Below are 12,819 nucleotides of genomic sequence, written 5' to 3' on the forward strand. Positions count from 1 at the left end.
AGTGTATTAAGGAGGTGCATATATTATGATGGACAAACTAACACAAAGAGCATATAGAGTACTCTTATTGGCACAAGAGGAGGCAAGAAGACTCAACTACTCTACAGTTGGGACTGAGCATATTCTATTAGGTCTTATTCGTGAAGAAGGGGGAGTTGCTGCCCAAGCCCTAATCAACTTGGGATTGGATCTTAATTACTTGAGGGCAGAAATTGAGCGTCTTATTGGTCGTGGAGATGGGACCTCCTATGGAGCACTTCCCTTTACTTCTCGAGCTAAAAAGGTCTTAGAATATGCTTCGGAGTCTGCTCAAGAACTTAATCATAATTACATAGGTACAGAACACTTATTGTTAGGACTATTAAAAGAGGGAGAGGGTGTTGCAGCTCATGTCTTGGAAGAGATGGGAGTAAGGCTTGAAGATGTAACTATTGAAATTTTAAAAATATTAGGTGAACCTATCGATCCAAGTAAACTAAGAAGTAGAGGATTAACCACACAAAGGAAGAGAAAACCAATTACTGCTACTTTAGATGAATTTGGTAGAGATTTAACTCAGCTTGCAAGACAAGGAAAGCTTGATCCCATAATTGGTAGAGAGAAGGAATTGGAGAGAATTATTCAAATACTTAGCAGAAGAACCAAGAATAATCCTGTATTAGTAGGAGAGCCAGGAGTTGGTAAAACTGCTATTGTTGAAGGATTGGCACAAAAAATTGTTATGAATGAGGTACCTGAGGTTCTCATGAATAAGAGAATTGTTGCTATAGATATGGGAACAATAATTGCAGGTACTAAATATAGAGGAGAATTTGAGGAAAGAATGCAGAGAATAATAGAAGAAGTAAAGATGGCAAAGAATGTAATACTCTTTATTGATGAGATACATACCTTAGTTGGAGCAGGTGCTGCAGAAGGTGCAGTGGATGCAGCAAATATTTTAAAGCCATCTTTAGCTAAAGGTGAGATCCAGTTAATTGGAGCAACTACACCTACCGAATACAGAAAATATATTGAAAAAGATGGTGCATTAGAACGAAGATTCCAACCCGTAAGAGTAATGGAGCCAACTTACGAGGAGACTATTCAGATTTTGAAGGGGTTAAGAGAAAGGTATGAAAACTTCCATAGGGTAAAAATTCCTGATGAGACCATAGAGGAAGCAGTTAAACTTTCCGTTAGATATATTACAGATAGATTCTTACCTGACAAAGCTATTGATATTATAGACGAAGCATCAGCGAGAGTAAGGCTAATGAGGGTTAAAAACTCTGCCTTCAGCAATTTAGAGAAAGAATTGCAGAGAATTAGAGAACAAAAAGAAATTGCAATTAAGAATCAAAATTATGAGCTTGCTGCAAGACTAAGGGATGATGAGAGAAAATTGGAGGAGTACATAAGAAATCTTGAAGATACATCTTCGGTGGAAGAAAGAGTTGTTACACCTGAAGATGTAGCTCAAGTTGTATCAATATGGACTGGAATTCCTGTGGCACAACTATTAATGGAGGAAAGAGAAAGACTGCTAAGGATGGAGGAAGAATTACATAAAAGAATTATATCTCAAGACGAGGCAGTAAAAGTTGTATCCAAAGCAATAAGAAGATCAAGATCAGGGTTAAAAGATCCAAAGAGACCTATAGGAGCCTTTTTATTCTTAGGTCCTACTGGTGTTGGAAAGACTGAGCTTGCAAGAGCATTAGCAGAGTATCTCTTTGGAAATGAAAATGCCCTTATCAGACTTGATATGTCTGAATATATGGAAAGACATACAGTTTCAAGATTAATTGGAGCACCACCAGGCTATGTGGGATATGAAGAAGGTGGTCAACTCACAGAAAAAGTACATAGAAGACCTTATTCTGTAGTTCTTTTTGATGAAATAGAAAAGGCTCATTCTGATATATTCAATATACTATTACAGATTATGGATGATGGACAGCTTACAGACGGACAAGGAAGAAAAGTAGACTTTAAGAATACTATACTTATAATGACCTCTAATTTTGGAGCTGAGTACTTCAAGCAGGAATCTACACTAGGCTTTGCTTCTAAGGAAGATAGGGAAAAGTCCTTTGAAAATATTAAAAGCTTAATAATGAGTGAGATAAAGAAATACTTCAGACCAGAATTTTTGAACAGATTAGATGAGATTGTATTCTTCCGTCCATTAACAAGAGACGATCTTAAGAAGATTGTAGAAATATTATTAAAACCAGTTATAGAAAGATTAAAGGAGAAAAAGATCACATTAGAGGTTGACGATGAGGTCAAAGCCTTCCTGGTTGATAAAGGATATGACCCACTATATGGTGCAAGACCACTTAAGAGAACTATTCAAGCCTATATTGAAGATCCATTAGCTGAATATATTTTAGAAGGAAGATTTAATGAGGGGGATGTTGTAAGAGCAGAGTTTGATAAAGAAAATAATAGAATAGAATTCAAGAAGGTGACCTTAGTAGCAAACAGATAATGCTTGAAATTTAATGACAAAGCTAAAGGTAAAGTATGTATGTCAGGTTTGCGGTTACGAATCAATAGGATGGTTTGGAAAATGTCCTAACTGTGGTACTTTTGGCTCATTAGTAGAAGTAAAGGAAGAGCCATCACAAAGAAAAGAAACAAGACTTGAAGCTAAAACATATTATTTAAAGGATGTAGACTTAGCTGAGACTAAAAGAATAATAAGTAATTTTAAAGAATTTGATGATTTATTAGGAGGGGGTATTGTTCCTGGTTCTCTCTTACTCCTTGCAGGTGAGCCTGGTATTGGAAAATCTACTTTATTACTTCAGCTTGCGTTTTCTTTACAAGAAAATGGTTACAATGTTCTTTATGTATCAGGTGAAGAATCTTTATCTCAGATAAAATACAGAGCGGAAAGAATTTCATCTAAAATACCTCCTGTAAAATTTTTGGCTGAAAATAATTTAGAACTAATATTAGATATACTAAATAGAGAGAATTTTTCATTGGTTATTATTGACTCAATACAAACTATTTATTCTGATGAATTCCCTACATCTCCTGGTAGTGTTGTACAAATTAGAGAATGTACTTCAAGATTAATGAGAGTTGCAAAGAAAAAAAATACTGCTCTTTTTCTAATTGGGCATATTACAAAAGAAGGAGATATTGCAGGTCCAAAATTATTAGAACATTTAGTGGATGTGGTTTTGTATTTAGAAGGGGAAAGATATCAAGAGCTAAGAATACTAAGAGCTATTAAAAATAGATTTGGACCCACAAATGATCTTGCCCTATATGAGATGAGAAACGATGGTCTTGTGGAAGTTTCTAATGTATCTAAGAAATTATTAGAAGGAAGAAATAAAAACATATCAGGTTCTTTAGTGGTTCCTGTGATTGAAGGGACAAAGTCTATCTTGGTAGAGATACAATCATTAATAAGTAGAAGTAATACTACATTTCCACGTAGGCTTAGCATAGGTGTAGATATAAATAAACTGGCGATGATAATAGCAATTCTTGAGAAAAAACTAAATTTAAAACTTTTTGATAAGGATGTATTTTTTAATGTAATTGGAGGAATAAAAATTAATGAACCTGCAATCGATTTAGGTATTGCATTTTCTTTAATTTCTTCATATTATGATAATGTATTTCCAGAAGATACTGTAGTTTTTGGGGAGGTTGGCTTAGGGGGAGAGGTGCGATCAGTAAGTAATATTGAAAAAAGAATAAAAGAAGCCCACAAACTTGGCTTTAAAAAGGTAATACTACCAAGAACAGAAAGTATTTCAAAGTTTAAAGATATCATGTTATTTCCTATTTCAAGCATTGAAGAGGGGGCAAAAATAGTTTGGGGGAGAGAATAATGGAACTTAAAAAATTTGCTATTAATGCTATTAAAACTGTTGCCCCTGGAACTCTATTAAGAGAGGCTTTAGAGCAAATTTTAAAAGCTAAAACTGGAGCGTTAATTGTTATTGGGGACCTTGATAAGATCAAACCTTTAATGAATGGGGGCTTTCCCTTAGATATTGATTTTACTCCAAATAAATTATATGAGCTTTCAAAAATGGATGGAGCTATTATTTTAAGTAAGGATTGCAAAAAAATTCTTTTTGCAAATGTAATACTTCTTCCTGACTCAAATATACCATCCCAGGAAACAGGCGCGAGGCACGCAACTGCGGAAAGAGTTGCAAGACAGACTGGTCAACTGGTTATTAGTGTATCCCAAAGAAAGGATACAATAACCCTATACCAAAACGACTGGAAATATAGATTAAGAGATGTTGAAGAAATTTTAGCAAAATCAACTCAGGCATTACAAACCTTAGAAAGATATAGGAATATATTTGATAACCTTCAACAAAGATTAAATACCTTGGAGTTAGAAAATCAAGTTACTATTTCAGAGGTACTTTTCTATTTACATAGAATCGGAATGCTTATCGCTATTGGAAAAGAAGTAGAAACTTATCTTTTAGAACTGGGAAATGAGGGTAGATTGATAGAATTACAATTGGAGACTCTACTAGCTGGAGTATATGAAGAGGGGCTTCTTGTGGTAAAGGATTATGCAAAGAAAGACGATTATGAGTCTATATACGAAAATCTTATAAATAATTTTAAGGGAGATTTTCAAACCTTCTCCATAGTGGCAGGAGAAAATTTGGGATATTCCAAAGAGGATATAAATTTGAATATTACTATTATTCCTCGAGGATATAGATTACTTAGTAGATTATCATTTATACCTGCTAATGTTATGGATAATATTATCAAACATTTTGGAAATCTTCCCAAGATACTTGAGAGTAGTTTAGAGGATCTCGATAGTATCGAGGGTATTGGGGAGGTGAGAGCAAAAAGAATCAAAGAGGGACTTCTAAGACTTCAAAAATCAGTAATTCTCTAATTATTTATTTCTAAAGTTATTTGGAGGAATGATTTTTTATGAAAAAGGAATTAAAGTTATTATTGGCAACTAATGTGGTTCCATTTATTGGTTTGATTTTTATAGTAATATGGCTAATTTTGGGTGGAAATAAACAAATTTCACTGTTTTTATTGATTTTTTTCTCACTTTTTTTCTTGATTGGCTTTTATTATTTTTATATAAGAAGAAGACTTTTTTCAGACATTTTTAATTTCCCAGCAGTAAAGATATTAGATACAAGCGTCATTATAGATGGAAGAATTGTAGATATATTAAGAACAAATTTTATAGAGGGAAAAATAGTTATACCTCGTTTTGTACTTAAAGAATTACAAATGTTAGCAGACTCTTCAGAATCTCTAAAAAAGAATAGAGGAAGGTATGGATTAGACAATTTGTCCAAAATAAGAAAGGATTTAGGAGAGCAAGTAGTAATAGTTGAAAAAGATTTTCCAAATGTTCATAGTGTAGATTCTAAACTAATTAAATTAGCAAAATTTCTTAATGGAAAGATAGTAACTAACGATTATGGTTTAAATAAATTAGCCAAAATCGAAGGAGTAACAGTCTTAAATATAAATGAACTTGCAAATGCCCTAAAACCTATCTATCTACCAGGAGAAGAAATCCAGCTGAATATTATTAAGGAAGGGAAAGAAATAGGTCAAGGAGTAGGTTATCTTGAAGATGGTACTATGGTAGTTGTTGAAAATGGAAGGAAATATATAGGTTCAAATGTGAAAGTCACAGTTACAAGTGTGTTTCAAACAGCAGCTGGAAGGATTATTTTTGGAAGAGTTAGGGAGGAGAAAAAGGTTTAATGAAAATTATCGGAATTTTACTTGCTGGCGGAAAGGGTAGGAGATTTGGAAATGAGGATAAACTGTTACAAGAAATAGATGGGAAACCTGTAATATACTATTCTTTACTTGTTTTGGAAAAAACAGATGGAATTGACGAGGTATTATTAGTTAGTGATGATAAGAAAATAAATATTCTAAAAGATCTTGTAAGGGATTGGGATTTAAGGAAGGTTAAGGATGTAATAGAGGGAGGAAAAGAAAGACAAGATTCTGTTTTTAATGCGATAAATTCCATATCTCAATGCGATTATGTTTTGATTCATGATGGGGCGCGTCCATTTATATCTGTAAGCCTTGTAGAGAAAATTATAAAAGAAGGTATAGAAAAAAAAGCAGTTATAACTGCAGTTCCAGTAAAGGATACTATAAAATTAGTTGGAAGTGATAAAAGAGTAGAGAGTACATTGCCGAGAGAAAAACTTTGGCAGATACAAACTCCTCAATTTTTTGAGTTTTCTATTATTAAGGCTGCCCATGAGAATGCTAAAAAAGATAACTTTTATGGCACCGATGATGCGGTATTAGTAGAAAGATTGGGTATACCTGTTTATATAATAGAAGGAGAACAATGGAATATTAAAATTACTACAAAAGAGGATTTGGAGTTAGCAAAATGCATAATAAAGAAAAGATATACAGAGTTGGCATAGGTTATGATATTCATCCCTTCTGTGAAGGGAGAAAACTATTTTTAGGTGGTATTGAAATTCCCTTTCATAAAGGACTAAAAGGGCACTCGGATGGAGATGTATTAATCCATTCAATAATGGATGCATTATTAGGAGCCATGGGGCTTCCTGATATCGGTTTTTTCTTCCCCAATACTGAGCCAAAATATGAGAATATAAGAAGTACAGAACTTTTAAAGGTAATAAGGCAAAAAATAAAAGAAGGTAATTTTTACATAGAGAATATTGATTCTATGATTATCGCAGAAGAACCCAAAATTATGCCCCATAGAGAAAATATAATAAGAAACTTAGCAGATCTTTTAGAAGTTCCTAATTCAACAATTAATATAAAGGCTACTACTAATGAAGGATTAGGAGTTATTGGTAAGGGAGAGGGAATTGCAGTTTTTTCAATAGCATTATTATCAAAGGAGAAGAATAATGGAGAATAAAATTTATGGGAAAAATCCTGTTTTAGAGGCTTTGAATAGCGATATTAGTTTTAATAAAATATTAATTGCAAAGGATATACACAAAGACAAAAAAATAAGTAAGATCATTTCCTTAGCAAAGGAAAAGGGAATAGTGTTAAGATTTGTAGATAAGAAAATTATTGATGATGAAGTAAAAGACAATACCCAAGGGGTTTTAGGTTATATATCTGAGATAAAATATTACGAATGGGACGAAATAGAAAATGTTATAGATAAAAAGAAAGATTTTATAGTTATATTAGATCATGTTCAGGATCCGCATAATCTGGGATCAGCTATTAGAACTTGTGAGTTTGGAGGAGCAAAAGCAGTAGTAATTCCTAAGGATAGAGCTTCTCAGGTAACTTCTACAGTTTATAAGACTTCATCAGGTGCAGTGAGTTATATTCCAATAGTGAGGGCCACGAATATTAATCAATTTATTAGAAAATTAAAAGAGAGTGGATGGTATATTGTGGGGGCAGATTTAGATACTGATAATCTATATAGTGAAGTAGATTATAAGTTCCCACTTGCTTTAGTTATTGGAGGAGAAGAAGGTTTGCATAGATTAGTCAGAGAAAGTTGCGATATTTTAGTTAAAATTCCTAAGTTTGGTAAAGTTGAGTCTCTTAATCTTTCTGTTGCATTAGGTATATTAATATACAAAATTAGAGAAAAAATATGAAGGATGAATTAAAGGATTTCCTATTTTACTTAAAATATGAAAGAGGACTTTCCGAAAATACCTTTCTTTCTTACAAGAAAGATCTGGAGGATTTTATAAATTTTCTTTCTAAGAATAATATTTCTATAAATGAGCTTAATAAAAAGATATGGCAAGAGTACTTATCTCTGTTGCATGCAAATTATACACCCCGTTCCATATCAAGAAAAATTTCAGCTATCAGATCATTTTTTAAATTTCTTGTTAGAGAGGGATATCTTAAGAAGAATTTTGCAAATTTTATCTCTACTCCAAGAATTCCTCAATATTTACCCGAATACTTAGATGAAAATGAGGTGTCAAACTTCTTAGATATTCCCTCAACTTTATCACCTCTTGGGAAGAGAAATCAAGCTATTTTGGAGACCTTATATGCAACAGGAATGAGAGTTTCTGAGCTTGTAAATCTAAATATTGAAGATATAGATTTAGAAAAAGGATTAGTTAAGTGTTTTGGAAAAGGTGGAAAGGAAAGAATAATACCCTTAGGAGATTATGCAAAAGAAAGTATCCAAAGATATTTAGAAATAAGACATACTTTTAAACCTAAAGAAAAAGAGAGGGCACTATTTCTCAATAAAAAAGGAGAAAGAATAACAAGACAGGGAGTATGGTTAATAGTTAAAACTTATTCCCAAATTTTAAATCTGCCGAAGAAGGTCTCTCCTCATACCTTTAGACATACTTTTGCTACCCATTTGTTATCTCATGGAGTAGATATAAGAATTGTGCAAGAATTATTAGGTCATGCCAGTATATCCACTACTCAAATTTATACACATATTACATCTAAAAGGCTTCATGAGATATATAAAAATTCTCATCCATTATTAAGGAGGAGCCAATGAGAGTTTTATTAATAGTATTAGATGGTGTTGGAATTGGTGAGTTACCTGATGCGTATAAATACCATGACGAAGGAAGTAATACTTTAGCTAATACCGCAAAGGCAGTTGGTGGTTTAAAACTGCCAAATCTTGAAAAGATGGGACTTGGAAATATTCATCCAATCCTCGGTGTAAATCCAATTAGTGAACCTACATCCTATTACGGAAAAATGGCGGAAAAATCTCCGGGAAAAGATACCACTACTGGACATTGGGAGATTTCAGGAATAATTTTAGATAAGCCATTCCCTGTATATCCAAATGGATTTCCAAGGGAAATTATTGAAGAGTTCGAAAAGAGAATAGGTAGAAAAACATTAGGTAATATACCTGCCTCTGGCACTGAAATAATACAAAAATTGGGAGAGGAACATATCAAAACTGGCTATCCAATTGTATACACCTCTGCTGATAGTGTTTTTCAAATAGCTTGTCATGAAGAAGTTGTTCCTGTAGAAGAGCTGTACAGAATGTGTGAAATTGCAAGAGAAATTCTTCAGGGGGAGCATGCAGTGGCGAGAGTAATTGCAAGACCCTTTTTAGGAGAAAAGGGGAATTTTTATAGAACACCAAGAAGAAAGGATTTTTCTTTACCTCCTCCAAGAAAGACCCTTCTTGATTATCTAAAAGATAATGGTAATAATGTAGTTGGAATTGGAAAAATAGAAGATATATTTGCAGGAAGAGGGATAACATATAGCATGCATCAGGATAATAATAAAGAAGGTATGGAAAATATCTTGAAGGCTTTAGATTTATTTGATGAGGGTTTAATATTTGCAAACTTGGTGGATTTTGACATGTTATATGGTCATAGAAATAATCCAGAAGGTTTTGCAAAAGCATTAACTGAGTTTGATGAATTTTTACCTCTTCTTTTTACAAAATTAAATGAAAAGGATATATTGGTCATTACTGCAGATCATGGGAATGATCCCACTACACCAAGCACAGATCACTCTCGGGAATACGTACCTTTGCTAATTTACTCAAAGTCTTTCAAAAATGCAAGATCCCTTGGAGTTATACCAACCTTTGCATGTCTTGGGAAAACAATAGCTGAAATTTTTGGGGTTGATAATGAACTTGATGGTGAAAGTTTTTCAAAGGAGCTGAGGTGATAAAGATGAGAATGGTGGATATTATAATTAAAAAAAGAAATGGGGATGCTCTAACAAGGGAAGAAATAGATTTTGTTATTGATAACTATCTTAATGGAGAAATCCCAGATTATCAAATGTCCGCCTTTTTAATGGCAGTTTATTTTAGAGGAATGACTACTGAAGAGATATCCTATTTAACATTAAAAATGGCAAGAAGCGGAAAGATTGTTGATCTATCAGATATTCCTGGTTTAAAGGTAGACAAACATAGTAGTGGAGGAGTTGGAGATAAAACTACTCTTGTCTTTGCACCTTTAATTTCTGCTTACGGTTTACCTATTGCCAAAATGTCTGGAAGAAGTCTTGGACATACTGGGGGAACAATAGATAAATTGGATTCTATACCAGGTTTTAGAACAAATTTAGGATTTGAGGAGTTTATAAATCAGGTAAAAAGGATAGGAATAGCAATTATTGGACAAAGTGAAAATCTTGTACCTGCAGATAAGAAAATATATGCTTTGAGGGATGTAACAGGAACGGTAGATTCTATACCTTTAATTGCAAGCAGTATAATGAGTAAAAAAATAGCTGGAGGAGCGGACATCATAGTTTTGGATGTAAAAACTGGAAGTGGAGCATTTATGAAAAGTTACGATGAGTCAAAATCTTTAGCTAAGTTGATGGTTGATATTGGAAAGAGTTTAGATAAGAAAATGTGTGCAGTGATATCAAACATGGATGAACCATTAGGTAATATGATAGGGAACTCTTTGGAAGTAATAGAAGCAATAGAAACTTTAAAGGGTAATGGTCCTTCAGATTTAAAAGAATTAGTATTTGCATTAGCAACAGAGGCGATCCTACTTTCTGGATTAGATAATGATGTGAATATAATAAGAAACAAGCTTGAAAACCTAATTGATAAAGGTTATGCATTGGAGAAATTTAGAGAAATGATTATATCCCAAGGTGGGGATCCAAATGTTATAGAAAACTACAAATTATTCCCTCAGGCAAAAATACAAAAGGATATCTTCTCAAGAGAAGAAGGATATATAACAAAATTGGATGCATACTTAATTGCTCAATGTGTAATTGCTTTAGGTGCTGGTAGGAGTAAAAAAGATGATGTTATTGATCTATCTGTAGGGGTTAAGATTCATAAGAAATTAGGTGAGAAAATAGAAAAGAATGAGCCAATTGTTACTTTTTACGCAAACGATCCTAATAAACTGGACTTGGCGGAAGAACTGTTTAAAGAAGCCTTTAGTATTGGAGAGATACCTCCTGCTAAGGAGCCTTTAATCTTAGATATAATAAAATAGGAGGTACTTAATTGATGATATTTGATATCTCAAGCATACAAGAATTTATATGGAGAATTACCGCCGTATTAATTGCTATAACAATTCATGAGTATTTTCATGGAAAAGTTGCAGAATGGGAAGGAGATCCCACTCCAAGACTTTCAGGAAGACTATCATTAAATCCATTAGCCCATATAGATATAATTGGATTTCTTATGTTGATTTTATTTAGGTTTGGATGGGCAAAACCTGTTCCCGTTAACTTCTACAACCTAAAAAGGGGAAGAAAAAGTGTAATTTTAGTATCCTTGGCAGGCCCTTTATCTAACATAATATTAGCATTTTTACTAAGTATATTTTGGAAATTTGACCTATCTCTACCTGTTAATTTTGTAAGATTCGTAGTTGAGCTTGCCATTTTAAACCTTTATTTAGGTATTTTTAACCTTATCCCTATACCACCCTTAGATGGTTCTCACATTTTAGAATCTATTCTTCCATACAAATATAGGCATTTTTATGATATGTTAAGTTACTATAGTTTTTTTATTCTTATTTTTTTAATCTTGACAGGAATACTTTTTAGGATCATATATCCTATATTAAACTTTTTCATATATCTATTGGGACTTTATTGATATAATTTATGCTATAAATTTGGGAGGAGTTTATAGTTATGAAGGATGGAAGAATCTTAAGTGGTATGAGACCAACAGGAAAATTACATTTAGGGCATTGGTTAGGGGTATTAGATAATTGGGTAAAGTTGCAAGATGCATACGAATGCTATTTTGAAATAGCGGACTGGCATGCCTTAACTACACATTATAGAGAAACAGAAAGCATAAAAGACAATATCTTTCAGATGACATGCGATTGGTTAGCTGTTGGAATAGACCCAAATAAGAGTGTAATCTTTAGACAGTCTGATATTACTGAACACAGTGAATTATTTTTATTATTTTCAATGTTTGTTCCTCTTCCCTGGCTTGAGAGAAATCCTACTTATAAGGAACAATTAAGAGAGATGGAGGGAAGAGATTTATTTACCTATGGATTTTTAGGATATCCTGTACTTCAAGCTGCTGATATTTTAATTTATAGAGCGGATACAGTTCCAGTTGGAGAGGATCAATTGCCTCACTTGGAGTTAACAAGGGAAATAGCAAGAAGATTTAATTATTTTTATAAACCTATATTTCCTGAACCACAAGCAAAGCTTTCTGAAGTACCTGCCTTAATAGGAACCGATGGTAGGAAAATGCATAAGAGTTATGGAAATACCATTCCATTAGATACTGAGGAAGAGGAATTAAAAAAGATAGTAAGAAATATGGTAACTGATCCAGCCCGAATAAGAAGAAATGATCCAGGACATCCGGAGGTATGTCCTGTTTTTGCATATCACAAAATCTTCAATAAAGAAGAAGTAAACTATATAGAAAACGCATGTAGAACTGCAGAAATTGGCTGTGTGGATTGTAAGATGAAATTGTTTGAAAAACTAAATGCTTATATGTCCCCAGTAAGGGAAAAGAGAAGGGAATATACAAAACATCCTGATTTGGTGTGGGACATAATAAGGGAAGGAAATAAGAAAGCCAGAGGAGAAGCACAAAAAACAATGGAACTTGTACGTGAGGCAATGGGGCTGAGAATTTGGAAATAATAGTAAATCCTTTCTATAAAATTAAAGATATAATTAAGACAGTAGACGTCCAGTCTTTCCCTTTAAAAAGGTTAGTTGAGCAATATAAAGATTTAGGAAAAGAAAAATGGAAAGATTTGGAGCTAACCTCGTACTTTTTGGATACTGCTTTAGATATTTTAGATATAAAGATGAAATTTTTTTTTTGCACAGAATGCGAATGAA

13 protein-coding genes are annotated in these 12,819 nt (G+C 33.0%); all 13 read left to right on the top strand.

Annotated features, from left to right (window positions below):
• The first annotated feature begins 25 nt into the window (after positions 1-25).
• Genes CBR30_00665 through CBR30_00725 form a run of 13 tightly spaced genes read left to right on the top strand, consistent with a single transcriptional unit; the run spans position 26 to position 12,818 of the window.
• Positions 26-2,476, top strand: a complete 2,451-nt coding sequence (locus tag CBR30_00665) for an ATP-dependent Clp protease ATP-binding subunit ClpC (protein PMQ02204.1) — start codon at positions 26-28, stop codon at positions 2,474-2,476.
• A gap of 13 nt (positions 2,477-2,489) precedes the next feature.
• Positions 2,490-3,842: a DNA repair protein RadA gene (locus CBR30_00670; GenBank protein ID PMQ02205.1), complete on the top strand. Its 1,353-nt coding sequence runs from the start codon at positions 2,490-2,492 to the stop codon at positions 3,840-3,842.
• Positions 3,839-4,891 carry a DNA integrity scanning protein DisA gene (locus CBR30_00675; GenBank protein ID PMQ02539.1) on the top strand — a complete coding sequence of 351 codons (1,053 nt, stop codon included), beginning with the start codon at positions 3,839-3,841 and terminating at the stop codon, positions 4,889-4,891. Before CBR30_00670 ends, CBR30_00675 begins: the two co-directional genes overlap by 4 nt.
• 38 nt (positions 4,892-4,929) lie before the next feature.
• On the top strand, positions 4,930-5,733 hold the full coding sequence (locus tag CBR30_00680; protein PMQ02206.1) for a hypothetical protein: 804 nt from the start codon (positions 4,930-4,932) through the stop codon (positions 5,731-5,733).
• The gene (ispD, locus tag CBR30_00685; GenBank protein PMQ02207.1) at positions 5,733-6,425 is read left to right on the top strand and encodes a 2-C-methyl-D-erythritol 4-phosphate cytidylyltransferase; all 693 of its coding nucleotides are present in this window, start codon (positions 5,733-5,735) and stop codon (positions 6,423-6,425) included. Before CBR30_00680 ends, ispD begins: the two co-directional genes overlap by 1 nt.
• Positions 6,389-6,898: a 2-C-methyl-D-erythritol 2,4-cyclodiphosphate synthase gene (locus CBR30_00690; GenBank protein PMQ02208.1), complete on the top strand. Its 510-nt coding sequence runs from the start codon at positions 6,389-6,391 to the stop codon at positions 6,896-6,898. Before ispD ends, CBR30_00690 begins: the two co-directional genes overlap by 37 nt.
• Positions 6,888-7,607: a 23S rRNA (guanosine(2251)-2'-O)-methyltransferase RlmB gene (locus tag CBR30_00695; protein ID PMQ02209.1), complete on the top strand. Its 720-nt coding sequence runs from the start codon at positions 6,888-6,890 to the stop codon at positions 7,605-7,607. Before CBR30_00690 ends, CBR30_00695 begins: the two co-directional genes overlap by 11 nt.
• Positions 7,604-8,494 carry a site-specific tyrosine recombinase XerD gene (gene xerD, locus CBR30_00700; GenBank protein PMQ02210.1) on the top strand — a complete coding sequence of 297 codons (891 nt, stop codon included), beginning with the start codon at positions 7,604-7,606 and terminating at the stop codon, positions 8,492-8,494. Before CBR30_00695 ends, xerD begins: the two co-directional genes overlap by 4 nt.
• Positions 8,491-9,654 (top strand): phosphopentomutase, encoded by a 1,164-nt coding sequence (locus tag CBR30_00705; GenBank protein ID PMQ02211.1) that lies wholly within the window; start codon positions 8,491-8,493, stop codon positions 9,652-9,654. Before xerD ends, CBR30_00705 begins: the two co-directional genes overlap by 4 nt.
• A 5-nt stretch (positions 9,655-9,659) precedes the next feature.
• Positions 9,660-10,964 carry a pyrimidine-nucleoside phosphorylase gene (deoA, locus tag CBR30_00710; protein ID PMQ02212.1) on the top strand — a complete coding sequence of 435 codons (1,305 nt, stop codon included), beginning with the start codon at positions 9,660-9,662 and terminating at the stop codon, positions 10,962-10,964.
• 14 nt (positions 10,965-10,978) lie between these two features.
• Positions 10,979-11,584 (top strand): peptidase, encoded by a 606-nt coding sequence (locus CBR30_00715; GenBank protein PMQ02213.1) that lies wholly within the window; start codon positions 10,979-10,981, stop codon positions 11,582-11,584.
• Between the two features lie 38 nt (positions 11,585-11,622).
• On the top strand, positions 11,623-12,615 hold the full coding sequence (gene trpS, locus CBR30_00720) for a tryptophan--tRNA ligase (GenBank protein ID PMQ02214.1): 993 nt from the start codon (positions 11,623-11,625) through the stop codon (positions 12,613-12,615).
• A complete protein-coding gene (locus CBR30_00725; protein PMQ02215.1) occupies positions 12,606-12,818 on the top strand; it encodes a hypothetical protein in 213 nt (70 codons plus the stop codon). The genes trpS and CBR30_00725 overlap by 10 nt, the downstream gene beginning before the upstream one ends.
• The last annotated feature ends 1 nt before the right edge of the window (position 12,819 follow it).

The organism is Dictyoglomus sp. NZ13-RE01 (genome assembly GCA_002878375.1).
Classification (GTDB): Bacteria; Dictyoglomota; Dictyoglomia; order Dictyoglomales; family Dictyoglomaceae; genus NZ13-RE01.